Here is a 26,751-nt window from a genome sequence, read left to right on the forward strand (position 1 = left end):
TAAGTTATGAAAAATATTTGCTTAAAAGGAGGGTTCTTTTTTTATGGAATTTAAGAACCTTATCCTGTTTATTCAATAATTGTATGATTAAATTTCTTAGAATAAATATGATTTAAAAACAAATCACAAAGTGAGGCGAAAATTAAATTTCGCGCCAAACTTCATTCTTATCTTTCAATGAAATCATAAAGTTAAATTTGTCATCATTACTTACCAAAAGGCCTTCTGGCGTTTGCATAATCACTTTTAGAACGGTACCAGTTTCAAAAACCAAAGGACTGCAATTTTCTTTATTTAATGTAATTGGTTTGAGTAATTCAACAATTGCACTTTCCATTTTACTTCCCCAAGCATAGGTTGTTAATTGAACTTAGCATATTATTGGCGAAGAAACATGTTTTGTAAATGACGTGAGCTACATCGCAGAAAATATTTTAGAGAATTCCATAACTTAAGTTTAAATAATGGTTAAATAATTTATGGATTTTAATTTATTGATATCAAAGAAAATTTATAAAATTACAAATTTTTTAAGTGTATCTGTATGCTTAAGATGCGTTTTTTGTTCCACAAACAATGACCAAATCATCAATATGACTTGATCAATAAAGGAATTTAAGGCAATTTTCAGTTTTCATGCTTAAGCTAACAGAATGATGTGTCGTCTTGTATTTGATTGTTAAATTTCAGATTAAACAGCGTTAAATATTCAATCCGAATAACAAAATTGATGAAATAAAACTTATCATCAGCAACTCAAACTAAAAACAAAGATTTAGGGAAATGTAGGGCCAATGTTTAAATCGTTTTTTCCAAATCCAAAATGGTTTTTTGGATCATTCCTTCTATGGTTCGTAATCAATATTGTCTTGTGGTATAGCGGTGGTAATAGTTGGGGTACGATATTTGGTTTACCTGCAAATTATCATATTGCAGAACTACCTATTGGTGTCAGCCGATTTTGGAGTCCCAAATTTTTATGGTTCTATGTTTGGTTTTTTGTAGCAACGGCGCTTTTTGCAGCCTTTTGGAAGATCAAATCAGATAATCCTTGGCAGCGATGGTCAGTGTGGGGAACCGCACTTATTCTGTTTAATGTTTGGTTTAGTGTGGAATGTAATGTCGTGATCAATGCTTGGTATAACCCATTCTATGACCTGATCCAGAAAATGCTTTCAGGTGGTGGGGGCGAAGTGACGATGCTATATTCTGAGATACTGACTTTTCTCTATGTGGCCATGGTGTATGTCACACTGGCTGTATTGAACCTGTTTTTCGTCAGTCATTATGTTTTTCGTTGGCGTACTGCAATGAATGACTTTTATACTGCGCATTGGGAAAAACTGAGAACCATCGAAGGTGCCTCACAGCGTATTCAAGAAGACACGATGCGCTTTGCAAAAACCACAGAAGGACTTGGGGTTAGCTTAGTTGAATCGGTGATGACCTTAATTGCATTTCTACCTGTGCTGCTAACTTTATCAACACATGTAAAGAAATTACCTGTCGTGGGGGAAATCGCCTATGCATTGGTTTGGGCGGCAGTCCTTTGGGCGGTTTTAGGGACGGTTATTTTAATGCTGGTGGGTTATAAACTACCGGGTTTGGAGTTTAATAATCAAAAAGTCGAAGCGGCATATCGTAAAGAGTTAGTTTATGGTGAAGATCATGCAGATCGAGCAGACCCTTTCACATTAAAAGAATTATTTACTAAAGTTCGTTTTAATTATTTTAGACTGTATTTCCACTACGCTTATTTCAATCTGGTTCGTATTTGGTACATGCAACTGGATAATATTTATGGATATTTTATTTTGTTTCCAAGTATTGCTGCGGGAACAATTACGCTCGGTATATTAATGCAAATTTTAAATGTCTTTGGGCGTGTACGTGATTCCTTCCAATACCTGATTTCCTCATGGACAACCATTATCGAACTGATTTCTATTTATAAGCGTTTAAGAGCATTTGAAGAAAAAATTAACAATTGAGTTTATAAATTTAAAAAAAACCTGTAATAAAATGCAGGTTTTTTTATGACTTTAATTTTAAGTTAATATATTTCAATAAAATCAATAGATTAATATTTTTAGATGAGCTGTTTTTTTACTCGATTCCATATTGTCGCTCGAATCATGGATAGGCCCAGCTTTATATTATTATTAATAATAGAGGCTTGTTCTGATGGCAGATTTGATAAGCACATAGCGATACATAAATGCTTGCGAAATAACCTGAAATGGAACGATGATGACCGTTCACCAAGGATAAACAAATACACTTAAATAAAATGTGAAATTCATCAAATTAAAATTAACAACATGTGTATACATCTCATACGTATGCGATTTTAGTGATTAAAGCTATAAAAATAATAAATAAAATCAAGATTATAAAATTGTGAAAGATACTAAATTACGCTATTTTTTAGAGGTGAATTTTTTGAGATTTTTGCTGTGAATTTAAAAGCAATTTTATGGGTGGGGAGTATTGGATTTGCATTACATGGTTGTACAACCATGCAGAGTTTAAACCCAAATTCATTTAATCATTATGCATCACCACAAGAAGTGATCAATCAAAAAGGGCTAAATAGCTCAAATGGAAAGGCGAAAGAATACGTCTATGATTGGGGACCACAAAAGAAAAATGTTGAAGCAGAATCGTTGATACCCAAGCAAAATATGAGCAGTTACTGCCAAGCCAAAAATGGCAAATTTATTCAACTGAATAAAAGCAATTTGAACCAAGTCAAAAATGCATGGAGTCGTAAATTATTAGCGACCTATAGCAGTATAAAACAGGGCACAGGTGTATTTCAGTGTAGTCAGGCAGATGGACAACGCTGGATGGTTGCTATTGAACCTGTTTCAGAGCGTAAATCGAATGACCGTTCTGAAACCCGCTTAGTGAGTTTGTATACAGCAATTATTGGACCCGAAGAACGTCGCAAAAACTATAATAAACAAGAAGAAACTGTAGCTAAAAAAGCCACACCAAGCAAAGCCAAAGCAACGACAACAAAAAGCAATACAAAAGATGAAGCAAAAAAAGAAGTAGAGACTAAAAAAGAAACCAAAGCCAAAGAGCCTGAAAAAAAACCTGTAGTGAAACCAGTTGCAGAAACATCGCAACAGATACAAATGCGCTTATATGTGAATGCACGACGTGACCTGAATGCCGGAAAAAACCAAGTCACCGCTTGTAATAATGCACAGCGTGCTTATAGCTATGGCAAATTAAATGGTGCAAATGCCAATAGAGCCTATGCTGAATCAGGTATGCTCGTTGCAAAATGCTTAACCTCAGTGCCTGCATATAGCAAAAGTTATCCAAACGCCAATGCAAGAGCAAAAGGCATCCTACAAAACTTAGCGACCAACTATAACCACGCAGGGGCAAAAAATATGTTGAATCGTATGAAATAAACTTCAACAGGATAAAAGCCATTTGGGGAAATAAGCTTTTATCCTGATCCAATGATGTACTCAGATAAAATTTTAAAAAATAATAAGGAAAAACCATGAGTTCAGTAAATGAAACTTATTTTAATGCACCATTATTTGACCGAGAATTAACAGAGATTACAGTCAATATCGAGCAAACACCCTTCTTTTTGAATGATCGTGGGCATCCAACATATTTAGCATCACTTGGGGCAGGAATTCATTTAATTACCGAGTCAGCCACCAATGCGAAAATGACGATGGGAAATCCCTACGATGTGCCTTCCGAAATTTCGACTAAAATTACCAATTGGGGGGAGCAAACGGAGCTTGAATTTGAAGGGCAACACTTCGAGTTTATGCCATTGGTTGCGACCAGAGAAACCGCTGCAGCTTTTGGTATCACCTTAGTTCAGGCAGGTGAAGCGATTCAGATTCATTCAAATCAAAAACGACTGTCAGAGATTCAATATGAATACGGCATGATGGCAGGTCATTGTTTTGCCTATCTAGATGGCGGTAAGCCTGACTGTAGTGGAAAAACCTTATTTCCTTATGTGGCTACTGATTTAGAACACCATGACTTTCCGCATATTTTTAGCGCGACAGATCAGGATCAATTGCCTCTGGTCATCTCAGTGGGACGTTATTTTCCAAATCTAGGTAAGATTTACTTGGCAGATTTATGGGTCAATCCCGGAGATGCTTTATACATTCCAGCGAAACCCAAATATTCGAATCCAGAGTTTATTGACCTACATAATAATCGTAATGCAGCACTTGCCTGCTGGCGAGGGGATAGTAATAAATCGACATTGACCACCCATAGTTTGCTCGATATCCATGGGCATTTTTACTGGTATTGGAATAGAAGGCCAACGATTCATCCTCTCATCTATGCACCGACTAGCAAAAATGAATAGTTGAGTTACATAGACCAGACAGCAAATACAGCACTTCATGATACAAAGGTGACTCAAGTTTTGGGAGTTTGGTCTATGGCTTACTGTTTATCTAAAAAATTACATCTACGTTTTTCCCGACCAGCAGGTTTGGCTTTATTGACGCTTATGATGCTCGGGACGACTCAGGTGAGTTTAGCAAGTCCGACGGTCGATCAGCTTAGTCAATGTTTAGTGAAATCGACCACTGCGGCGGATAAAACGGCGGTTTTACAATGGACCTTTTCTGCCTTGGCAGCGCATCCAGATTTAAAACAATACAGTAATGTCAGCGATGCGCAAAAAACGCAACTCGATAAAAATCTAGCTCAAGTGATGCAACGAATCTTGGTTGAACAATGTTCTACGCAAACGCAGGCCGTAATTAAAGCCGACGGTCTACAGGCTGTAGGCGAAAGTTTTCAAGAGCTTGGTAGTATCACAGGGGATGAAATATTAAAGACGCCTGAAATTAAACAACAATTACAAGGCGTACTGCGTTATGTAGATTTAAATAAATTGGTGACTAAATTTTTAACCCCAGAAATTTGGAATAAGTTAGGTGTGGTTCGTTAATTTTATTTTGAGTAAATAAAAAATGCTCCTTTTATACAAGGAGCATTTTTTATGGATTCACCCTAAATGGATGATGATCCAATGCGTTTTAGTTTCGTGGCTAGAGCATTAAATGGTAATCGTCGCGCCTAATGCTTTAACAAATTGCGCCATCCACGCAGGGTGAGCAGGCCAAGCAGGAGCAGTAACTAAATGACCGTCGGTCACTGCATCCGTGACTGCAATATCGGCATACTGTCCGCCTGCCAATTTGACTTCAGCGGCACAAGCCGGGTAAGCGGAACAGGTGCGGCCTTTGAGTACATCTGCTGCTGCAAGGATCTGTGCGCCATGACACACGGCTGCAATTGGTTTTTTCACACTGTCAAATTCACGTACGATTTCGATTACACGATTATTCATGCGCAGGTATTCCGGTGCACGACCACCTGGGATCACCAGACCAACATAGTCTTCGGTATTTACCGTACTAAAGTCATAGTTAATGGCAAAGTTATGGCCGCGTTTTTCGCTATAGGTCTGGTCACCTTCAAAGTCGTGTATAGCAGTTGCCACTGTGTCACCAGCTTTCTTGTCTGGACAGACTGCATGTACGGTATAGCCCAGACCAGTTAAAAACTGGAATGGCACCATGGTTTCATAGTCTTCGGCATAGTCGCCAACCAGCATCAGAATTTGTTTAGACATGTTGTTACCCTCTGTTGAAATATGATTTATATCAATTTTTCATTTACCTTAGCATATTGGAATGACAGTTTTAAGCAGGCTGTAAATTCTTTAGTTGTATATTTTTATTTAGATTTATAAAAAGTTATGGATGGTTATAGTTCAAATTATGATGAGTTTAGTAGGCTAGATGCTATCAATTATTAATGACTTTGGTGTTTTTCACATAGCTTTAAAAAGTTAAATATTTACCTCTCCCTTGTGCAGCAGTGCTGTTCATCTACTAAATGGAGAGGTAAGTAACAATCCATAACGGTATTAAATTAGCAATGGAAGCACCTTCTCCCACTGGGAGAAGGCGGGGGGTAGAGGGAAACTTAAAAAATTAAATCAGATCAGGATAAAATTTCTCAAATCCCTCATTCACCGCTTCACCTCGCAGCAAATAGCCTTTCGGTTGGATATAACTATAAATTTCCCGTGCGGGTTGTTCATGCCAGCCAATGTTAAAAGCACAGAGTTTTGGGAAAAATTGCAAATGACTATAGTTCAGATGGTTATGAATCCAATAGGCGAGTTGTTGCCAATTGCTTTGGTCTTTTTCATAAAGTTTTAAAAATGATGGAATGACAATACACGCCGTTGCACCGTAGCCTTTTGCATCTGGATAGTCCCAAATATGGCTTGCAAAGTTTTTCTTGTTACTTGCGCAATTATGTCCTTTTTCATTGCCGAGTTGGTTCACGCTTGGTGAACGGTATGCAGAACGAATGGCAATACATCCAAACTTTTCTTGCAGTGGTTCAAGTAGTTCTTCGCAGAGTTTCGAGCCCGTACGAATGGCAATATCAGGATGGTCAGGGACGTTGGGTACACCGTACCAATTGGCGATTTCACTATAGAGAAAGTCACGCATAAAGAAAGACTTTGAAAGTTGAATACGTCCTAAGTATTCAAGTTTGGCGATGGATGATACTTTTTATTCGTTTTTTAAACTCATAATCCTATGTTAATTTCATATTATTTATAAAAAAATGAGTTGATAGATAAATGTCAATATATATACAACGCGATACAAGTTTTACTGAAAGTGAAAGATTGGTTAATGATTTGGGGGCTAAATCTTTCCTAAAGTTTTGGACATGGCCAAACTTATTTAGGGATCAAGAAGGTGGTAAAGAGATTTGTGATCTTATTGTTGTCTTTGGCAATGATATTTTACTAATTAGCAATAAAGAAATTGAGTTTAAGAGTGAAAAGGGAGAACTTGTAGGGTGGAAAAGATGGTACAGAGATGCCATAACAAAATCATTTAAGCAGACCAAAGGTGCTGAAAGATGGATTAGGTCATATGCAGACAGACTTTTTGTTGATAAGAAATGCACAACAAAATTTCCAATCAATATTGATCTCAGCAATGCCAAATTTCATCATATTTTAGTTACACATGGTTTAGAAAATATACTAGAAGAAAAATTGGGTTATGGAAGCTTAAGGTTTAATAATGATATTAATTTGGGTGACACTGAACCTTATAGGATAGGGGAAATTAATAACGAACCTTTTGTTCATGTTTTTACAGAAAAAACTTTAAAGGACTGTTTGGAGCATTTTGATACTGCAAATGACTTTATAGAATACTTAAAACTAAGAGAGAACTTTTTTCTTACAGACAAAGATGTCAGTGTAAATGCTGAAGGTGATCTAATAACTTTATGGTACGAAAGTTATGATGAAACTACAGAAGAAAGAAATATTTTTTCACATTCAGAAATGAGGAAGGATTCGATCAATTTAAAATATCCTACTTTTGATAAGTTCATTGATAGACAAGATTTTAAGTTAAGAAAAAAACTAGACGAAAACAGTTATTTTTGGGATACCTTAATTGAGTCCTTTAGTTTTCATATTTTAAATGGGACTTCTGTTGCAAATAATAATTGGACAGAAATATATGAGATTGAAGAAAAAATTAGAAATATGGCTTTTGCTAATAGATTTCAAAGAAGAATTTTAGGCGATGCATTTGTTGAAATGTATTATAGTTTTAAAAATAAAAGGGGGACAAGACAACTTTTAGTAGATGGATTAGAACAAGCTTATTTATTTTTCTGTTTACCTATCTCAAAAGATTATGGCACGTTAGAAAAGTATCGTGAAGTTAGAAAAATGATGTTAGGTGACTATGCTGTAATTTATAAGTTGAGATATCCAAATATTTCTAGTTTAGTGATGATTGGTTATGCATCTGCAAGAGATGATTCGATTTTAGATACTAGTTTTTTTGAAGAGGGCAATGATTTCGGGTATATCGATTTTTCAAATTGGTCTGAGGAAGATAATCAACAGGCAAAATTAGTGCTAGAAGAATATGAAAGACATAATTTAGTAGGAAAAAATAAGATCACCGAAATGACGGCAGAAGAGTTTAAACCGACCTATAAGAAAACCCGCTCTTAAGCGGGTTTTCTTATAAAGAAAAATCAGATCAACCAATCAATTTTTTCATCAATTCATTCACTTGAGCAGGGTTGGCTTTACCTTTCGCTGCTTTCATTACTTGACCAACTAAACCGTTGAAAGCTTTCTCTTTACCAGATTTAAACTCTTCAACCATCTTTTCGTTGGCAGCAAGTACGTCTTTAATAATCGCTTCAATTGCGCCTGTATCAGTTTCCTGTTTCAAGCCTTTTTCCGCAATAATTTCGTCCGCAGTTTTGCCTTCTTCCCACATAAAGCCAAATACTTGTTTCGCAATTTTGCCGTTAATGGTGTTATCCACAATACGTGCAATCATACCGCCAAGTTTTTCCGCTGATACAGGAGAATCATGAAGCTCTAGGCTCGCTTTGTTTAAAGCCCCTGAGAATTCGCCCATGACCCAGTTCGCAGCAACTTTACCTTGTGCAGCACCGCCCGCAGCTTTTACCACGTCTTCATAAAACTCTGACATTTCACGAGTTAGTGTAAGCACATGAGCATCGTACTCAGTCACACCAAAGTCAGCTACAAAACGCTCACGACGTGCAGCAGGCAGCTCAGGAAGGGCAGCACGAGCTGCTTCAATTTGTGCATCTGCAATCACAACAGGCAACAAGTCAGGGTCAGGGAAGTAGCGGTAATCGTTCGCTTCTTCTTTCGAACGCATTGAACGCGTTTCCATCTTCACAGGGTCGAATAAACGTGTTTCTTGGTCAATGGTGCCATCCCATTCTAGGATTTCCATTTGACGTTCAATTTCAACATTGATCGCTTGTTCAATGAAACGGAAAGAGTTCAAGTTTTTCAACTCACAACGCGTACCAAACGGTTGACCCGGACGACGTAAAGACACGTTACAGTCTGCACGGAACGAACCTTCTGCCATGTTACCGTCAGAAATGCCTAACCAACGAACAAGCGTGTGAATCGCTTTAATGTAGGCAACCGCCTCTTCAACCGAACGCATATCGGGTTCAGATACGATTTCAAGCAGCGGTGTACCAGCACGGTTTAAATCGATACCAGATTGACCTTCAAATTGGTCATGGATCGATTTACCTGCATCTTCTTCAAGGTGCGCACGTGTTACGCCAATGCGCTTAACCGTACCATCTTCAAGTTGAATGTCGATATGACCCAAGCCCACAATCGGGTTGTCCATTTGGCTGATTTGGTAGCCTTTTGGAGAGTCAGGGTAGAAATAGTTTTTACGTGCAAATACAGAAGCTTGGTCGATGTAAGCATCGATACCCAAACCAAAGCGAATTGCAAGATCAACCACTTCTTTGTTGAGTACAGGCAATACGCCCGGCATTGCAAGGTCAACTAGGCTCGCTTGTGTATTTGGGTCTTGACCAAATGTGGTAGATGAGCCTGAGAAAATTTTAGTATTGGTCGCAAGCTGAGTGTGAATCTCAATACCAATCACCACTTCCCAACCATCAATCAGGTTAGATTTTGGTTTAGCAGCGTTTTTAGCCATTATGCATTCTCCTCAGCAATTGCAGCGCGTTGTGTATGCCAATCCGTTGCTTGTTGGTACTGATGCACCACAGACAACAATTGAGACTCTGACCAGTAATTACCAATCAGCTGTAAGCCAACAGGCAAATTGTCTTTGTCAAAACCAACAGGCGCGTTAATCGCAGGCAGACCTGCCAAGTTCACTGCGATGGTGTAGATGTCACCTAAGTACATTTCTACAGGAGACAGGTTTGCACCAATCTTATATGCAGTTGTCGGTGCAGCAGGGGCAGCAATCACGTCTACAGATTCAAATGCTTTTAAGAAGTCTTGTTGAATTAAACGACGTACTTTTTGTGCTTTCACATAATAAGCATCGTAGTAACCCGCAGAAAGCGCGTATGTACCAATCAGGATACGTTGCTGAACTTCTTTACCAAAACCTTCAGAACGTGAACGTTTGTACAAGTCCATTAAGTCCACAGGATTTTCACAGCGGTAACCATAACGTACACCATCAAAACGCTGTAAGTTTGAAGATGCTTCAGCAGGAGCAATCAGGTAATACGTTGGAACATAAGCATCCGTCATAGTGAGATCAATCTCAACCAAGATTGCGCCCATTTCTTCAAGCTTTTTCAGTGACTCTTCAACGCGTGCTTTCACGTCAGCATCTAAGCCGGCAACGTTAAAGTACTGTTTAGGAATACCAATGCGTAAGCCTTTAACCGCTGTACCGTTCAGGTTCGCTACATAGTTATCGACGTCTTTTTCAACCGAAGTTGAATCTTTCGCATCATGACCTGCCATCACGTTCATGAGGTAAGCACAGTCTTCAGCCGAACGTGCCATCGGGCCGCCTTGGTCTAAAGATGATGCATACGCAATCATACCGAAACGTGAAACACGACCGTAAGTCGGTTTAAGGCCAGTCAAACCACAGAAAGACGCAGGTTGACGGATTGAACCGCCTGTATCTGTACCTGTTGCGAACGGCGCAAGATCAGCCGCTACAGCCGCAGCAGAACCGCCTGAAGAACCACCCGGAACATGGTTTAAGTTCCAAGGGTTTGCTGTTGCGCCATAAAATGAATTTTCAGAGGTCGAACCCATGGCGAATTCATCCATGTTCACTTTACCTAAAGTGACAAGGCCCGCAGCTTTACCTTTCGCTACAACGGTCGCGTCGTAAGGAGAGATAAAATTGTCCAGCATTTTAGAACCAGCAGTGGTTTTAATGCCTTGGGTACAAAAAATGTCTTTGTGTGCAATTGGTACACCGGTCAACGCAGTTGCATTGCCTGCTTTAATTGCAGCATCAGCCGCATCTGCTTGCGCAAGTGCTTGTTCAGCTGTCACGGTCACGTATGACTTGACTTGAGCATCGATTTTTTCAATGCGTTTTAAATAGTGTTCAGTCAATTCGCGTGAAGAAAATTTAGCGCCAGCCAAACCTTCAGACAATTCACGAATTGATAAGTGATGTAAATCTGTCATGAGAAATATTTCTTTACGTTTAATTTGAAAAAATGTTGATCTGAATAAAAATTATTCAATCACACGCGGAACAAGGTACAAGCCATCCTGTACGGCAGGAGCAACTGCTTGATATGCTTCGCGATGATTGGTCTCAGATACCACGTCTTCACGTAACGGCTGTGGATTGTCGAATGGACTTTTTAGTGGTTCAACACCGTCAGTATCGATGCCTTTCAGGGTTTCCATCATGCCTAAAATTTTATTTAAACTTTGAGCATAGTCAGCAGATTGCGCTTCATCTAGCGACAATCGAGCCAGATGGGCAATCGCTGAAACTGTTTGTGCATTTAGATCTGCAGAATGCTGTGCATCCGATGTAGACATAACATTACCTAATCAGTATTAAAAAAATTCAAAATATCGTGGCTTATAATAAGCGATTGACTTGTTCAAATCATCACATTTAGTTAAAGTTGCCACCTTGCGTCCATATAAAAGTTTAACTGAGAACGTCCCCGTGATTCTAAAACGACTAATTGGCTTGTTTTCGCCGGATCTTGCCATTGATTTAGGCACTGCAAATACACTTATTTATGCGCCAGGACGAGGCATCATTTTAAATGAGCCGACGGTTGTGGCGATCCGTCATAGTGGCTCAGAAAAAATCGTTGCTGCGGTCGGTCTTGATGCAAAACAAATGTTGGGCCGTACACCAGCCAATATTTCTGCCATCCGTCCGATGAAAGATGGGGTGATTGCAGACTTTGAAGTCACTGAAACCATGTTGAATCGTTTTATTACCAAAGGGTATGAAAAGCGTTTATTCCAACCTGCACCACGTGTCGTGGTGTGTGTGCCATGTAAATCGACGTTGGTGGAACGCCGTGCAATCCGTGAAGCTGTATACAATGCAGGTGCACGTGAAGTTCGCTTAATTGAAGAGCCAATGGCTGCTGCAATTGGTGCAGGTATGCCTGTTGAGCAAGCTTGTGGTTCGATGGTTGTCGATGTTGGTGGTGGTACAACTGAAATCGCGATCATTTCACTTCAAGGTTGTGTCTATGCAGACTCACTACGTATCGGTGGTGATGTATTTGATGAACAAATCATTAATTACGTGCGTAAAGCACATGGTTGTGTGATTGGTGAAACCACTGCAGAAAACATCAAAAAAGAAGTTGGTATGGCGCTTCCAGAAGAAGGTGCAAAACCTTTGGAAATCGAAGTCCGTGGTCGGAACTTGGCTGAAGGTGTACCTCGTGCGATTACCGTAACTTCTGATGAAGTGACTCAAGCGATTTCTGATCCACTGCAAAACATTGTGGCTGCGGTTAAATCTGCACTAGAGCAAACGCCACCTGAGTTGTCTTCAGACATCGCAGAACGCGGTATTGTGTTGACTGGTGGCGGTGCATTACTTCGCAATCTTGATAAGCTTCTTGCAAAAGAAACAGGTCTTCCTGTCGTGGTTGCAGAAGATCCACTATCATGTGTTACACGTGGTGGTGGTAAGGTTCTCGAATTCTTCGATAACCCAAATCATGACATGTTATTTGTAGGCTAAGAAAAGGACTCGGCGGGTGCAAACGCAACTGTTTTCAAGACAACCGCCATCTTTTCGCTCATTTATCATTGCGGTGATTACATGCTTGGTGGTGCTTTTCTTTGATTGGCGCATGCCGCATGTAATTCAACCGGCCAGAGACGTCTTGTATGCGGCATATAATCCAATTTATGCACTTGCAAGCTATCCAGTGTTATCGCGAGAATGGCTGAATCAACAAACCAAGTCTGAAGCTCAATTACGTCGTGAAAATACCGCGATGCAAGCAGAGTTAATTCAGGCTCAAGTCCGTTTACAGAAACTTTCTGAACTTTCTGCTGAAAATACTCGACTGCGTGGACTGCTCGATACGCCCCTCATCATTGATGGCCGTATGGAGATTGCCGAAGTCATTGGTACCGATGCTGATCCCTTACGTCATATTATTGTGATTAATCGTGGAGCCAGCAGTCAGCTTAAAGTGGGACAAACTGTACTCGATGACAAGGGTATTATGGGGCAAATTATCAATGTTTACCCGCATAGTAGTCGTGTCATGTTGCTCTCAGACAAAGAGCACTCTTTATCCGTGCGGATGGAGCATACCGGTATGCGCGCAATCGTTACGGGTACAGGTGACTTAGGTCGACTTAAAATGGAATACGTACCAACCAGTGCGAATATCAAAGTCGGTGAAAAAGTCTATAGCTCAGGGCTAGGGGCACATTTCCCAGCAGGATATTTGGTGGGTACAGTCTCGAAAGTCAGTCGTCACAATAGTGGTGAATTTGCCCAAATTGATATCAATCCTGCTGCCCAATTGGCAGGTGGTCATCATGTGGTTGTGCTATTTTCCGATTCTTTAGCGATGGAGCAACCGCATGTCACTCGCTAAGCTTAGTCGTCATACAGAGCGCGACCCATTATTTCCGATTATCTTTTCCATCATTTTGGCATCCGTGCTGATGGTGTATCCGCTTTCTTATGACTTATCGGGTTGGCGTCCATTATTCATGATGATGATCATGCTATTTTGGGTACTCTGTCAGCCGACATGGTGCGGTGTTTGGTTTGCATTTGCCACAGGTCTCTTTACGGACTTGTTGACTGATGCACCTTTTGGCATGAACGCACTGAGTTTTGTGGTCATTGCATTTGTGACGCGCTTTTTAACGCGTGAACGTCGTATCCTTACATTTGGTAATTTGTGGATTATTGCTGCAATGGCAATTTTCGCGCATTTACTGTTTGTGTGGATTGTTCAAGTGATGGGTGGGGCACAGTTTTCATTTGCTCGCCATTGGCAGCCAATTGTTACTAGCTTAATCATTTGGCCAATCATGTATTACTTCCTGAGAAAATGGCGCATATAATTTTAGCTTCGAGTTCTCCTCGACGACGCGAACTAATGCAACAATTAGGTCTGGAATTTGAAATTTTCAGTCCAGATATTGATGAGTCCGTGTTGGAAGGAGAACCTGTAGCGGATTATGTAGAGCGTTTAGCACGTACCAAAGCTTGCGCAGTACAACAACAATTCCCTAATGCTATCGTTATTGCCGCCGATACCAGTTTAGGCGTAGATGAGCACATTTTAGGAAAACCAGCGTCGAAAGCACATGCTTTTTCTATGTGGGAAATGATCTCTGGACGAAAACATGATGTGTTTTCAGGTGTTTGTGTCAGTACAAAAGATCAAATATACAGTATAGTAGTGCGTACACAGGTTGAATTTCAAACGCTGAGTCTAGCTGACATGGAAAGCTACTGGGCAACAGGTGAACCAATCGGCAAGGCGGGAGCCTATGCTATTCAAGGAATTGCTGCGCGCTATATTCCTTGTATTGAAGGGAGCTACAGCAATGTCGTTGGGCTGCCTTTGCATGAAACCGTACAGTTATTACAGACAGTTAAGGCATTAAATTAACTGCTGCAACACAAGAATTTTTATAATGTTTTGAGTTTTGATATGTCTGACGAGTTGTTGATTAATGTCACACCGATGGAATGTCGTGTGGCGTTGATTCAAAACGGTACGGTCAATGAATTATTTGTTGAACGCACCGTGAAGCGTGGGTTAGTGGGCAATATTTATAAAGGGAAAGTTGTTCGCGTGCTTCCGGGTATGCAGGCTGCTTTTATTGATATTGGATTGTCGAGAACGGCTTTTTTACATATCAATGATATGGTCTGGCAGCGCAATCAACCGACCCCGAACGTTTTTGAGCTGTTACAACCGGGACAAGTACTCACCGTACAAGTCATGAAAGATATGTTGGGTACCAAAGGTGCACGACTTTCTACTGATCTTTCTATTCCTTCCCGTTACCTCGTTTTAATGCCATATGGCAGTCATACCGGTGTTTCACAGCGCATTGAGTCTGAAGAAGAACGTGATCGCTTGCGTAGCATGATTGAACGCATTCAAAAGGAACACAACTTACCGGGTTCAGTCATCGTTCGTACTGCCGCCGAAGGTATTCCTGAATGTGAAATTGCGCAGGACATGGCTTATTTAGCAAAACTGTGGGAATACATTCAACGTAAACAACGCAGTATTGTTGTGCCTTCATTGATTTTTGAAGAGCTACCTTTACCACAACGCGTCATCCGTGATTTGGCCAATGAAGATACGTCTAAAATTCAGGTCGACTCACGTGAAGTGCATGGCAAATTGCAAGAGTTTGTTCAAGAATTTGTACCGAGTATGCAAAATCGCTTACTGCATTATCCGGGTGAGCGTCCAATTTTTGACTTGTACAATGTCGAAGAAGATATTCAGAAAGCCTTACAGACACGTGTAGCACTTAAGTCTGGCGGCTATCTGATGATCGATCAAACTGAAGCCATGACCACGATTGATGTCAATACTGGCTCCTACGTAGGTGGTCGTTCGCTTGAAGACACTGTGTTTAAAACCAATATGGAAGCCACACAGGTCATTGCACGTCAGCTTCGACTACGTAACTTGGGCGGGATTATCATTATTGACTTCATTGATATGCAAGAAGCACATCATCGAGAAGAAGTGATGAGCCAGTTTGAGAAAATGCTCGAGCGCGATCATGCAAAAACCAAGATCACTCAAGTTTCTGAGCTGGGTTTGGTGGAAATGACTCGGAAACGCACCCGTGAATCTCTGGAGCATCTACTTTGTGATTCTTGCCCGACCTGTCAGGGGCGTGGTTATGTGAAAACGGCTGAAACAGTTTGCTATGAAATTTTCCGTGAAATCTTGAGATATGCACGTGCTTATGAGTCACAAAGTGGTTTTACCGTGGTGGCACATCCGTCGGTGATTGACCGATTGTTAACTGCTGAAGCACCTGCGGTAGCTGATTTAGAGCACTTTATTAGCCGTGTGATCAAGTTCCAAGTGGAAAATTTATATACGCAAGAGCAATACGATATCATTCTGAGCTGAAATTGTAACAGAATATCGTTAAACACTTGTTACAACTGAGATTTTACTTTTGAACTGTTATTTTGAATACTAGACACATCAAATAGCCAAAGCCATTTTCCTGCATTGGACTTGAAAATGGCTTAGCAAAAAGAGGTGTACTATGGGTGTTAGTAAAACAGTAATGAAAAGTGGTCTTAAAACTGTTGTTGAAGCAAAAGCGATCCATTCAGGTTATATCGTGGATGAGCGTGGTAATGAGGTTCAAATTACAGCGTCTATGATTCGTTCTGCTTGTCATCAGTTACTTAAACAGTGCCGAGCAATTAAAGCTTAAATATTGAAATATAAATAATGTAATCCAGAGGGTTAAAGTGCTAACGCGCAATTCTAAAATATTTAATGCGCTAAAATTTTATAAATAATGGAAAATAAACTTAATTATCAGTTCGTATCTACAAGTCATAATTAAACAATAGCAACGGATTTGTTCACCTAAATTTTAGCTTATACACATAAATTGCTCCAAAAAATCAATCAAAGTTCAAATACTAAAAACCCGTCTAGATTGTTCAATTTAGACGGGTTTTTATCATTATGTATGGTTCAAGATGCTGATGAATTGATACCAAATCTAGAAACAGGCGGTTAGCTAACCGCCTGTAACTTTGGGGAATCTTGGTTCACAATAGTTTCAAATCGTTGAATTTCTTCTTCCAAATGCGTGAGTAAATTTTGCATTTTTGGCAGCGCATTACGACATGCGGTTAAACCAACTTCAAGCTTATCTAAATAGCTGGTCATGGTGATATTAAGCGCTTGACCATCCAAAACAATAGACGCTGGGTAGAGCGCTTCTAAACGTGCACCATTCCAATATAACGGCTCTTGTGGGCCGGGAACATTCGAAATGACCAAGTTAAAGGCCTGACGTTTTGGCATGAAGCCTGATGCAATATTTAAACCTGCTGCACTGTAGACAAAAGCACTGTAGTTTAAAATTTGATTCGAGTTCATCCGCTTAAAGCGCTCTTTGGCATTGAGCACACTACGACGCACAATTTTTAAGCGCTCTAGCGGATCTTCTTTATGGGTTCCAAGATTGGCCAAAATCATGGTAATACGGTTAGACATATCTGAATCATCGGTACGCACAGATGCAGGCACCATAGCGATCAATGGCTTTTTAGGTAATGCATTTTGTGTAATTAAATACTCACGTAATGCGCCTGAACAAATTGCGAGCACAATATCGTTAATTGTTACGCCGAGTGACTTGGCAATATGTGACAAACGTGAAAATTCAAAAGACTGAGCAGCGAAACGACGAGAAGAACTAACCCGTTGGTTTAATATTGAACTCGGCGCTTGGAAACTAGACACATAATCTGGGTTACGCCCCATATCTTTCATTACTGTTTGTGACAGTTCGTACAAAACTCGTGGAGTTGAGTCAAGTTGTCCCTTAATGGTCGATAACAGACCTTTCATACGACTGGATTTAGGCTGTTTCAGGCGTTTTGCACGAGGGCCTTCTACACACCATGGTGGCACAATTCTTTTAGCATCTGGGTCATGCGAAAGTGATTTTTCAACTAAACGCATACCTGCAATGCCATCGACCATCGCGTGGTGGATTTTGAAGTACATAGCAAAACGATTGCCTTCAATGCCTTCAATAATATGGCAAGTCCAAAGCGGTTTCGCACGGTCAATCAGCGCACTGTGTTCTTGAGAAATATAAGTCAAAAGTTCACGAATACGACCGGGATGCGGCAGTGCGATATGGCGGAAGTGATGATCTAAATCAAACTCTTCGTCTTCATCCCAAAAGAAGCCGTTGAGTTTATTGTTAAAAGGAGGAATAGGAATGGATTTTGAATTACGAATATCTGCGACTAAATCTTGAATAAAAGTATCTGGTGCATTGTCAGGGATCTGAAATAAAAATAGACCACCTACGTGCATCGGTTGTTGCCGTTTCTCTAAATTTAAGAATATGAAATCAATAGGATGTAATGGACGCATAGCGTTGATTGCCTCACTGCAATTTCTACAGCTGCTCATGTATGAGTAGCATTGTTAGAATTATTAAATTGTCATTTGCAGTATAGCGTTTTTACGTTGAAATGATACGGAATTATGTGTATCGATGCGTTGAAAAAAACCACTGCTATGCAGTGGTTTTGTGATCTTTATTTTTTCATGTTGCCTGCGTGTAAGCCGCATTCTTTATGGGTTGCATCTTCCCACCACCAGCGACCTTCTCGTTCGTGTTGATTCGGTAAAACAGGTCGAGTACATGGTTCACAGCCAATCGAGATAAAGCCTCGTTCGTGTAGTGGATTATATGGAATTTCCATTAGACGGATATAGTTCCAGACATCAGCGCTAGACCAGTTTGCCAAAGGATTATATTTAATCAATTGCTTGCCCGGACCTGAAAAACCGGGGTCTGCTTGTACCACAGGAATTTCATTACGTGTGCCTGGGCTTTGGTCTTTACGTTGACCTGTGATCCAGCCATCTAAAGTGGCTAGTTTTTTACGCAAAGGTTGTACTTTACGGATACCACAGCATTCTTTATGTTCATCTTGATAGAAGCTAAAAAAGCCCTTTTCTGTTACCAGTTTTTGTACGGCATCACTTTCTGGGAAACAGATTTCAATATCAATTTTATAATGTTTACGGACAGTATCTAAAAATTGGTAAGTTTCAGGGTGTAAGCGACCGGTATCTAAACTAAATACACGAAAAGGAATCCCTAAGTTCGATGCAAGATCAATCAGTACAACATCTTCTGCACCAGAAAAGGAAATCGCAACTTCACCTTGCTGGCTAAGCGCAAGTTTCATAATCTCAGAAGGTGATTTATCTGCATATTCAGATGCAAGTGCATCGACAAGGTCAATAGTAGGGATGGTAGTCATGAATGTCCTGGCTATAGGCTTGGAACGTTAAAACCTATATTAATTTATTTCAGAACTATTTTAATGGAAATGCTAAAACATACTTATCACTAAAAAATAGATACTTATGAAAAAAATAGATTTAAAAAAGAACAATGCATTTTTTTATTCTTCCGCTATGATATTGAAAAAATTTTTTTCACATAACAGAGGGTAGAGTGCATGGAAGTCGTTTGTTTAGATCTAGAAGGGGTTTTAGTACCTGAAATTTGGATTAATTTTGCGAAAAAAACAGGCATTAAAGAACTTGAAGCAACGACTCGTGACATTCCAGATTACGATGTGTTGATGACTCAGCGTTTAAATATCCTAAAACAACACGGTTTGGGTTTAAACGATATTCAAGACGTAATCGCAGATATGGGGCCATTTGAAGGTGCAAAAGAGTTTGTAGAGTGGGTGCGTACTCATTTTCAATTGATTATTCTTTCAGATACTTTCTATGAGTTTGCACATCCATTAATGCAGCAACTTGGTTGGCCAACGATTTTCTGCCACAAATTAGAAACTGATGAAAATGGTATGATCTCAGCTTATAAGCTTCGTCAACCTGATCAAAAGCGTAAAGCCGTTCAAGCATTGCATGGGTTAAACTTCCGGGTGATTGCAGCAGGTGATTCTTATAACGATACGACGATGCTTGGTGAAGCAGATGCGGGTTTCTTATTTGATGCGCCTGACAATGTGATTGCAGAATTTCCACAATTCCCACCAATTCATGGCTATGCTGCATTAAAAGAAGCGATTCGTAATGCTTCAGTTCGTGATATTCCAGCTTAATTCTGTATAGCTGGTTATAGAAAAGGGCGCTTATGCGCCCTTTCTTGTTTAATGCAAAGCTGTTCTAACAACTTAGAAGCGATAGCCTATTTTCAAACCATAGCCAAGCGCATGGTTATCTTCAAATTCACCTACTGGATTACCACCAGTTTGAGCAGTAGCATCACCTAACCAGAAGTATTTAACACCTGCTTGGATGAAATAGTTTTCAGCAGGACTATATTGACCACCTAGACCAACATTCCAATTCCCTTCAACAGGGCCTAAAGTCGTAATAGGGTTGCCAGCACCCGAATCGTAACCTACAGATGCAGAACCAGACCATTTGCTGTTAAATTTATGGCCTACACCAACATTAGCTGACCATTGGTCGTCTGAGTAATCAATAAGATTTTGACGGACATGAGGTGCTGGAATTGAACTTACGTTACCAAGTAAAGTTGGTTTAACCGCAAACTGGCTCCAATGTACCCAACGAACATTGGCAAATGCTAGCGTATCTTTAGCAATACCTGTTTGGAAATCTAAGTTAACTGATTGAGGTGTTGTTGCATCAACAGATGATGTCAGCGCACTTAAAGATGGATACGGTAGAAGCGTAGTTTCATTGGATTTTGTATTATGTTCAATTTCAGAGCGGTAGGTAATAGCCGCTTTTAATGCAATTTCAGGAATCGAATAAGCAACACCTGCTAACCAGCCATAAGCTTCTTCACGTTCCATTTCGATGTTATAAGTACCAAGTTTGGCATTACCACCATAAGCAGCACCACGTAGTTTGATATTGGCTTCTACAGTTTGCCAAACTGGACCTGCATAAAAGTTCCAATTTTCGTTTGGTTGGTAACCAATTAGGGCAGTTAAGCTTTCAGTTTTAACATCTACAGATGTACCTTGAGCACCATTACCAAATACTTGCGATGCAGCATCATATTCAGCTTCTGCACCGTATGGTTGGTCGTAAATTAAACCTAGTGAAATTTTGTCAGTCGCTTGTACTTTGACAGCAGCGGAAGGGAAGTAATATGACTTCGCCATGTCATCGACATTAAGTTCATTTGACTTTACTTCTGCATCTAGAACAGTGATACCTGCTTCTGCATAGTTACCAGGTTGTAAGAATGCTGAAATAGACTGACCTGAACGATCTAGACCCGCTGCAAATAATGATGCTGTTGGTAAAGCGGTAAGTAAAATTGCGTAGCTAAGGTGATTTAAGCGCATACTTTTCCCTGTTTGTAACTTTTGATGTTATTTCAATGTGTGGAAAGTAACATAAATAGAAAAACAGTAAATAAGAGTTGCTACTCTAAAATTGAACTAGGGAAGTTAAAAAATGAGCATGACTAGAGTGTTTATTCTAGTGCTTGATAATTATCTTTATGATTTTTAAATGAAAAATTAGAGTAAAAAGCTTAGTTTTTGATAAATGTTTTAGTAAATTTAAATGTTTATTGTTTGATCAAACAAGATAGGGAAAGAATAAAAAGTTAGGGCCATAGCGAACTATGGCCCTAATCATATTTAAATTAGAAGCGGTAACCGATTTTTAAACCGTATGCCCAAGCATCGTTATCTTCAAATTCACCAACAATACGGCTATCTTCACCAAATTGAGCAGCTGTTTGAGATTTTGCATCACCGAGCATGAAGTATTTCACGCCACCAGCAATGAAGTAATTCGGTGCAGGACTAAATTGTAAACCTAAGCCGACATTCCAGTAACCTTCAGTAGGGCCAAGTGTTGATACAGGGTTGCCAGCACCTGAGTCCCAACCTACAGATACGTTACCAGCCCATTGTTCGCTAAGTTTGCGACCAACACCAACTGTTGCAGAAATTTGGTCTTCAGAATATTCAACTAAGTTAAAGCCGTTCGGACGGTTAACTGCTGGTAATTGTCCAACTGCTTCAGACATTAAACCGAATTGGTATGGACGAATTGCGAAATTTGACCATTCAACCCAACGCACGTTTGCAAATGCAACGGTGTCAGCCATGATACCGGATTGGAAATCAAGGTTTACAGACTGAGGTGTAGTAATCGTTGAAGTGCCCTTAGCTCCAACTACATCTGCAGGGTTTTGACCAAGTAGCGTTAACGCGCCAGCAGTTGGAATTGTTTCGCGAATTGTCGTTTCATGGTCAATTTCAGAACGATATGTTAAAGAAGCTTTAAGTGCAATTTCTGGAATTTGGTAAGCAACACCTGCCAACCAACCAAGATCACCAGTTTCTTTAATGTTTGAGTCATAGCCATTAAAAATGCTATAGCCTTGACCACGTAGGCTTACGCTACCTTTAACTGTTTGATAAACAGGACCAGCATAGATGTTCCAATTTGGCGTAGGTTGGAAGCCAAAAACAAAAGCTAAGTTCTGAGTGTCTACAGAAACTTTTGTATTTCCTTGGCCTAGAGCAACACCTGCATTATCTAAACGTTGTTGTAATTGCTGTTGACCTTGAGTAAATGCCCCAGCTTCAACTTGTGGACGTACTGCAGCAGCAGCTGTATCAACATTACCACCTGCTTGAGTGATTATACCTGTCACGGTTGCTTGTAAAGTAGCATTATAAGCTGGGTTTGTTGGAGACATACCTTGTTGTGTAAGCAAGCCTTGCGCTGCTAAACCTACAATTTGTGTACTTGTAAGTTGATTTAAAGTTTGAGTAACTTCATTTCGAACCATGCTGTCTAATAGTGGTTGAGGTAATATCGTGTCAGAAACTTGTGAAACAAAAGCATTATTACCTTTATATTCAGCAGCGGCACCAAATGGTTGGTCATATAGAAGACCGAATGAAAATTTATCTGTTAATTGTAGTTTTAATGCGGCTGAAGGGAAGTAATAATCATCACCCATGTCTTCAATATTACGACGTGTAGCTGTTTCACCAGCTTCTTTACCAGAAACTGTAGGATCTAGAACTGAAATACCTGCTTCAAAATAATTTCCTGGTTGTAAGAATGCGGACATAGATTGGCCTGAACGGTCCATTGCTGCAGCAAAAGCACCTGTCATTGGAACTGAAGCAAGAATCATGGCTGTAGCTAAAGTTTTTAATTTCATTCTTCGTCATTCCTTGAGATACGAATTTGATTTTTATGGTTACTGCATATATTCGTTATGGAAAACTTCTTAATACTCTTAGGCTTAATTGTTACTCCATGTGACAAAAATAGCACAATTAAAATAAGAGTAAATGCTCTAGATTGAAAAATATGGCTAAAAGTTGCTATTTTTAGAGTAAAAGTACTAATTAGTATATATAACATTTTGATTATTATTTAATATTTTCATTTAGCGCATTATTTTCTAAACCTAGAAAAAAATTGAAAAAATTTTGATATGAGCAGTCATAAATTGATTTTTTGGCCTTATGGACCATACTATGTGTCGTTTTTTGCATTGAGAGGTAGGTGGTTAGCACATTTTAAAGCGCTATTTAACTGTTCTTAAAAATAGTCTTTGTAAAAACAATAACTAAGTTAAAAACTGTAATTGATGGGTTTTTAGTGTGAAAGGTTCTTTCTTTATATTTATTGGTATATGGGGGATTACAAATACAGGGAGGAGGGATATCTCAGAAATTGTGCGCTCTGCGGGACTCGAACCCACGTCGGTCGCTTAGGAGGCAACTGCTCTATCCAGTTAAGCTAAGAGCGCAAGACGGAGGCTAATGTACTCCTATTTTAGCTAAAAAAAAAGTTATTGCCGAAACAATAACTTTTTAAATTACTTAGTCTTTATGAACTTCATTGGGGTCAATGTCGCTCAAATCTTTAGGATTAAGATAGTTAAACATTAATAACATGACTGTAATCCAAACAGGGATCATTAGAACAGATTCCATAAAGCCCTGAGTCCACATAATAAAGAGAACTAAAGCAATAAAGATCAGAACGATGTAGTTGCTGACTGGTGCCCAAAGTGCAGGATAAGACGTTGTAAAATTCAAAATACGTTTTGCACGACGGAACTGTAAGTGAGTCATGGTAATCATCGCCCAGTTCAGAACAAGCGCACCAACCACCACATACATTAAGTGACCAAGCGCATCTTCAGGTACAAAGTAGTTTAAGAGTACGCAACCGAAAATCAGGACAGCAGAAAGTAATACTGCTGGAATTGGCACGCCACTTTTGTTGGTTTTTGCGAAAACTTTTGGTGCATTACCTTGTTTCGCCAAGCTGTAAAGCATACGGCTATTGGCATACATACCGCTGTTATAAACAGACAGTGCTGCAGTTAAGATAATGAAGTTCAGTAAATGTGCAGCCCAATCAATACCCAGTTGGCTAAAGATCATCACAAATGGACTTTTGTCTAGACCACCTAGTTCAAGCTGATTCCATGGCACAAGTGACAATAGAATAGTTAAAGAACCCACGTAGAAAATCAAAATACGAAAAACAACTTGGTTAATCGCTTTAGGAATAGTTTCTTTTGGATTTTCAGCTTCCGCTGCCGCCATACCAATCAGTTCAATACCACCGAAGGCGAACATCAAGAAAGCCAGCATGAAGAATAAGCCTTCAAAACCATTTGGGAAGAAGCCGCCCTGACTCCATAAGTTGGTAAATGATGCTGTTGAGTTGGCATCTGCAGTCAGTAGCAAATACAAACCAAATACGATCATAGAAATAACTGCAGTGACTTTAATAATTGACAGCCAAAACTCAGATTCACCATAAAACTTCACATTACCTAAGTTTACTAAAGTAATGATCACGAAGAAGAACAGTACAGATGCCCATGCTGGAATATGAGGCCACCAGTAATTGATGTATTTCGCAACAGCGGTGAGTTCTGTCATTGCCACTAAAATATAGAGAATCCAGTAGTTCCAACCTGTTAAGAAACCTGGAAATTTCCCCCAATATTTATATGCAAAATGGCTAAATGAACCCGCTACAGGTTCATGGACGATCATTTCACCCAACTGACGCATAATTAGAAAGGCGATCAAACCGCCAATGGCGTAGCCAAGAATAATGGATGGTCCAGCAGATTGAATCACATGCGCTGAGCCCAAGAATAAGCCTGTACCAATTGCACCACCCATGGCAATCAATTGAATATGACGATTCTTTAAGCCACGCTTGAGTTCGGAGGAATTGGTAGTCAAGTTACTCTTCCCGAGAATGGTTTAATTTTGGTAATTGTAATGTATAGAGAATGAATAGCCTAGTAGCTCAAAATTTATGAAAAATATTTATAAGTTTAATAACCTATTTTTCGTTTTAAATGCTGAATTAAAAATTTATGAATCAATAGATTAATTTTATTTTAATTGAAATTCTGATGCTTGGCTTTATATGGAAAAGGTATCGAATGTTGTTTTTTTATACTTAAGTCATGTGATTGTTAAAACTTCAATTAAACATTGTATGATGCAAAAGCGCAGAAAAGAACGCTCTGCCAAAACACAATGATAAAGATTAAGGATTCAATAAAAATGAGTTTTGCTCCCCAAATTAAAATTGCAGCGACTTATATGCGTGGTGGTACAAGTAAAGGTGTATTTTTCAAGCTAGATGATTTGCCCCTTGCAGCACAACAAGCTGGAAAAGTTCGCGACCAACTTTTATTACGTGTGATTGGCAGTCCAGATCCTTATGGCAAACAAATTGATGGGATGGGGGGAGCGACATCAAGTACCAGTAAAACCGTGATTTTGGCAAAAAGTTCACAGCCTGAGCATGATGTAGACTATCTATTTGGACAAGTGTCGATTGATAAAGCATTTGTCGACTGGAGTGGTAACTGCGGAAACTTAACGGCAGCGGTTGGTGCATTTGCCATTTCAAATGGTTTGGTTGAGGCATCACGTATTCCTGAGAATGGTTTGTGTACGGTTCGTATTTGGCAAGCCAATATTCAAAAGACCATTATTGCGCATGTACCTATTACTGATGGTGCAGTACAAGAAACTGGTGATTTTGAACTAGATGGAGTGACCTTCCCAGCAGCCGAAGTTCAAATTGAATTTTTAGACCCCGCAGATGATGGTGAAGATGGCGGCGCTATGTTCCCTACAGGGAATTTGGTCGATACTTTAACCGTACCCGATGAAGGCAGTTTCCCAGCAACATTTATTAATGCAGGTATTCCAACGATCTTCTTAAATGCAGAAGATATTGGTTATGTCGGCACTGAACTGCAAGATGCGATCAATGGTGATGCCAAGGCATTGGCCCGTTTTGAAAAAATCCGTGCTTATGGTGCGCAGCAAATGGGTTTGATTTCAGATATTGCTGAAGCAGAACAGCGTCAACATACCCCAAAGATTGCATTTGTTTCAAAACCGAAAGCCTATACATCTTCGAGTTCTAAACAAATTTCAGAACAAGATACGGACTTATTGGTTCGTGCCTTGTCGATGGGGAAACTGCATCATGCCATGATGGGCACAGCGGCAGTTGCCATTGGTACAGCTGCGGCGATACCGGGAACGCTTGTGAACTTAGCCGCGGGTGGTGGGGAGCGAGAAGCTGTGCGTTTCGGACATCCGTCTGGGACGCTACGTGTAGGTGCGCAAGCAATTTATGAAAATGGTCAGTGGGTCGTTAAAAAAGCCGTGATGAGCCGAAGTGCGCGTGTCTTAATGGAAGGCTGGGTGCGTATTCCTGCGGATAGTTTGGATTAAGCATTTAACATCTCATTTGAAATCAGCCTCTGCTTTGCAGGGGCTTTTTTTTGCCTTTATCTTTTATATGAATAAGCAAATCATGAATTGGTATATCTTTTTATATAATATGAACTGCATTTAATATTAGAAAGTTTCTGTGATTTATGTCAGATTAATTTTGTTAGCATTTTGCGTAGCTTTACCCTGAAAAAAAGTAGCGAAACCATGCTTAAAAAAGACTTATTGACATCCTCACCCCCTTAAAAGAGGGTGATTCCTACAGCTAGACGCTTATGCCCAAGCGCAAGAATGTTTAGAGCTGAGTTTATATCTCGATCATGAGCTGTACCACAGCTCATGCACTCCCATT

25 protein-coding genes and 1 tRNA gene are annotated in these 26,751 nt (G+C 39.7%); 13 read left to right on the forward strand and 13 right to left on the reverse strand.

The window, feature by feature from the left end:
- Positions 1 to 142: 142 nt before the first annotated feature.
- Positions 143 to 337 carry a hypothetical protein gene (locus tag FTU05_RS08530; RefSeq protein WP_078189992.1) on the reverse strand — a complete coding sequence of 65 codons (195 nt, stop codon included), beginning with the start codon at positions 335 to 337 and terminating at the stop codon, positions 143 to 145.
- A gap of 457 nt (positions 338 to 794) precedes the next feature.
- Between FTU05_RS08530 and sbmA the strand changes: the two genes are divergently transcribed.
- The 4 genes from sbmA (at position 795) to FTU05_RS08550 (ending at position 4,963) form a co-directional block, all read left to right on the forward strand.
- Positions 795 to 1,991, forward strand: coding sequence for a peptide antibiotic transporter SbmA (gene sbmA, locus FTU05_RS08535; RefSeq protein ID WP_180164965.1), 1,197 nt, complete (start codon positions 795 to 797; stop codon positions 1,989 to 1,991).
- 465 nt (positions 1,992 to 2,456) lie between these two features.
- Positions 2,457 to 3,428 carry a hypothetical protein gene (locus tag FTU05_RS08540; RefSeq protein WP_180164967.1) on the forward strand — a complete coding sequence of 324 codons (972 nt, stop codon included), beginning with the start codon at positions 2,457 to 2,459 and terminating at the stop codon, positions 3,426 to 3,428.
- Between the two features lie 95 nt (positions 3,429 to 3,523).
- Positions 3,524 to 4,369: a hypothetical protein gene (locus FTU05_RS08545; RefSeq protein WP_180164969.1), complete on the forward strand. Its 846-nt coding sequence runs from the start codon at positions 3,524 to 3,526 to the stop codon at positions 4,367 to 4,369.
- A 147-nt stretch (positions 4,370 to 4,516) separates the two neighbouring features.
- Positions 4,517 to 4,963, forward strand: a complete 447-nt coding sequence (locus tag FTU05_RS08550; protein WP_227591924.1) for a hypothetical protein — start codon at positions 4,517 to 4,519, stop codon at positions 4,961 to 4,963.
- A 108-nt stretch (positions 4,964 to 5,071) separates the two neighbouring features.
- On the opposite strand, the gene FTU05_RS08555 is transcribed toward FTU05_RS08550, so the two are convergent.
- Both FTU05_RS08555 and FTU05_RS08560 read right to left on the reverse strand, forming a co-directional pair.
- The gene (locus FTU05_RS08555; RefSeq protein ID WP_180065307.1) at positions 5,072 to 5,650 is read right to left on the reverse strand and encodes a DJ-1/PfpI family protein; all 579 of its coding nucleotides are present in this window, start codon (positions 5,648 to 5,650) and stop codon (positions 5,072 to 5,074) included.
- 364 nt (positions 5,651 to 6,014) lie between these two features.
- Positions 6,015 to 6,545, reverse strand: a complete 531-nt coding sequence (locus FTU05_RS08560; RefSeq protein ID WP_257230100.1) for a hypothetical protein — start codon at positions 6,543 to 6,545, stop codon at positions 6,015 to 6,017.
- A gap of 134 nt (positions 6,546 to 6,679) precedes the next feature.
- Between FTU05_RS08560 and FTU05_RS08565 the strand changes: the two genes are divergently transcribed.
- On the forward strand, positions 6,680 to 8,089 hold the full coding sequence (locus FTU05_RS08565) for a hypothetical protein (RefSeq protein ID WP_180164973.1): 1,410 nt from the start codon (positions 6,680 to 6,682) through the stop codon (positions 8,087 to 8,089).
- Positions 8,090 to 8,117: 28 nt separating this feature from the next.
- Here the strand turns inward: FTU05_RS08565 and gatB are convergent, their stop codons facing one another.
- From gatB to gatC, 3 genes are read right to left on the reverse strand one after another with little or no spacing between them, the layout of a single operon-like run.
- Positions 8,118 to 9,593 (reverse strand): Asp-tRNA(Asn)/Glu-tRNA(Gln) amidotransferase subunit GatB, encoded by a 1,476-nt coding sequence (gene gatB / locus FTU05_RS08570; protein WP_180164975.1) that lies wholly within the window; start codon positions 9,591 to 9,593, stop codon positions 8,118 to 8,120.
- Entirely contained in the window at positions 9,593 to 11,071 is a 1,479-nt protein-coding gene (gene gatA, locus FTU05_RS08575; protein ID WP_180113434.1) for an Asp-tRNA(Asn)/Glu-tRNA(Gln) amidotransferase subunit GatA, read from the reverse strand. Before gatA ends, gatB begins: the two co-directional genes overlap by 1 nt.
- Before the next feature lie 51 nt (positions 11,072 to 11,122).
- Positions 11,123 to 11,437 (reverse strand): Asp-tRNA(Asn)/Glu-tRNA(Gln) amidotransferase subunit GatC, encoded by a 315-nt coding sequence (gatC, locus tag FTU05_RS08580; RefSeq protein WP_078189985.1) that lies wholly within the window; start codon positions 11,435 to 11,437, stop codon positions 11,123 to 11,125.
- A 133-nt stretch (positions 11,438 to 11,570) separates the two neighbouring features.
- On the opposite strand from gatC, the gene FTU05_RS08585 reads away from it, so the two are divergent.
- The 6 genes from FTU05_RS08585 to FTU05_RS08610 all read left to right on the forward strand — a co-directional run bounded on the left by FTU05_RS08585 (position 11,571) and on the right by FTU05_RS08610 (position 16,336).
- A complete protein-coding gene (locus FTU05_RS08585; RefSeq protein WP_180004320.1) occupies positions 11,571 to 12,617 on the forward strand; it encodes a rod shape-determining protein in 1,047 nt (348 codons plus the stop codon).
- Positions 12,618 to 12,633: 16 nt separating this feature from the next.
- Positions 12,634 to 13,491, forward strand: coding sequence for a rod shape-determining protein MreC (gene mreC, locus FTU05_RS08590; RefSeq protein WP_078189984.1), 858 nt, complete (start codon positions 12,634 to 12,636; stop codon positions 13,489 to 13,491).
- Entirely contained in the window at positions 13,478 to 13,969 is a 492-nt protein-coding gene (gene mreD, locus FTU05_RS08595; RefSeq protein ID WP_180004304.1) for a rod shape-determining protein MreD, read from the forward strand. Before mreC ends, mreD begins: the two co-directional genes overlap by 14 nt.
- Entirely contained in the window at positions 13,957 to 14,523 is a 567-nt protein-coding gene (locus FTU05_RS08600; protein WP_180164977.1) for a Maf-like protein, read from the forward strand. Before mreD ends, FTU05_RS08600 begins: the two co-directional genes overlap by 13 nt.
- A gap of 42 nt (positions 14,524 to 14,565) precedes the next feature.
- The gene (gene rng / locus FTU05_RS08605; RefSeq protein ID WP_078189981.1) at positions 14,566 to 16,020 is read left to right on the forward strand and encodes a ribonuclease G; all 1,455 of its coding nucleotides are present in this window, start codon (positions 14,566 to 14,568) and stop codon (positions 16,018 to 16,020) included.
- 142 nt (positions 16,021 to 16,162) lie between these two features.
- Complete coding sequence (locus FTU05_RS08610) at positions 16,163 to 16,336, forward strand: PA1571 family protein (RefSeq protein WP_168379036.1); 174 nt, start codon at positions 16,163 to 16,165, stop codon at positions 16,334 to 16,336.
- Positions 16,337 to 16,647: 311 nt separating this feature from the next.
- On the opposite strand, the gene FTU05_RS08615 is transcribed toward FTU05_RS08610, so the two are convergent.
- Positions 16,648 to 18,027 (reverse strand): wax ester/triacylglycerol synthase family O-acyltransferase, encoded by a 1,380-nt coding sequence (locus FTU05_RS08615; protein ID WP_168379035.1) that lies wholly within the window; start codon positions 18,025 to 18,027, stop codon positions 16,648 to 16,650.
- Positions 18,028 to 18,194: 167 nt separating this feature from the next.
- Positions 18,195 to 18,929, reverse strand: a complete 735-nt coding sequence (locus tag FTU05_RS08620; RefSeq protein WP_168379034.1) for a phosphoadenylyl-sulfate reductase — start codon at positions 18,927 to 18,929, stop codon at positions 18,195 to 18,197.
- Positions 18,930 to 19,130: 201 nt separating this feature from the next.
- Between FTU05_RS08620 and thrH the strand changes: the two genes are divergently transcribed.
- On the forward strand, positions 19,131 to 19,748 hold the full coding sequence (gene thrH / locus FTU05_RS08625) for a bifunctional phosphoserine phosphatase/homoserine phosphotransferase ThrH (protein ID WP_078189978.1): 618 nt from the start codon (positions 19,131 to 19,133) through the stop codon (positions 19,746 to 19,748).
- Positions 19,749 to 19,820: 72 nt separating this feature from the next.
- Here thrH and FTU05_RS08630 read toward each other — a convergent pair whose 3' ends face one another.
- The 4 genes from FTU05_RS08630 to FTU05_RS08645 all read right to left on the reverse strand — a co-directional run bounded on the left by FTU05_RS08630 (position 19,821) and on the right by FTU05_RS08645 (position 24,878).
- Positions 19,821 to 20,972, reverse strand: a complete 1,152-nt coding sequence (locus FTU05_RS08630; RefSeq protein WP_180004312.1) for an OmpP1/FadL family transporter — start codon at positions 20,970 to 20,972, stop codon at positions 19,821 to 19,823.
- Positions 20,973 to 21,277: 305 nt separating this feature from the next.
- Complete coding sequence (locus FTU05_RS08635) at positions 21,278 to 22,819, reverse strand: outer membrane protein transport protein (RefSeq protein ID WP_168379032.1); 1,542 nt, start codon at positions 22,817 to 22,819, stop codon at positions 21,278 to 21,280.
- Positions 22,820 to 23,343: 524 nt separating this feature from the next.
- Positions 23,344 to 23,416: transfer RNA gene (locus FTU05_RS08640), tRNA-Arg, on the reverse strand.
- A gap of 73 nt (positions 23,417 to 23,489) precedes the next feature.
- Complete coding sequence (locus FTU05_RS08645; RefSeq protein ID WP_078189974.1) at positions 23,490 to 24,878, reverse strand: amino acid permease; 1,389 nt, start codon at positions 24,876 to 24,878, stop codon at positions 23,490 to 23,492.
- A gap of 330 nt (positions 24,879 to 25,208) precedes the next feature.
- On the opposite strand from FTU05_RS08645, the gene prpF reads away from it, so the two are divergent.
- The gene (gene prpF, locus FTU05_RS08650; RefSeq protein WP_168379031.1) at positions 25,209 to 26,399 is read left to right on the forward strand and encodes a 2-methylaconitate cis-trans isomerase PrpF; all 1,191 of its coding nucleotides are present in this window, start codon (positions 25,209 to 25,211) and stop codon (positions 26,397 to 26,399) included.
- 242 nt (positions 26,400 to 26,641) lie between these two features.
- On the opposite strand, the gene FTU05_RS08655 is transcribed toward prpF, so the two are convergent.
- Positions 26,642 to 26,751: zinc ribbon domain-containing protein (locus tag FTU05_RS08655; RefSeq protein ID WP_179994364.1), on the reverse strand; the 110-nt coding region annotated here is incomplete at its 5' end.

It is taken from the genome of Acinetobacter sp. YH12049, assembly GCF_013419875.1.
Taxonomy (GTDB): domain Bacteria; phylum Pseudomonadota; class Gammaproteobacteria; order Pseudomonadales; family Moraxellaceae; genus Acinetobacter; species Acinetobacter amyesii.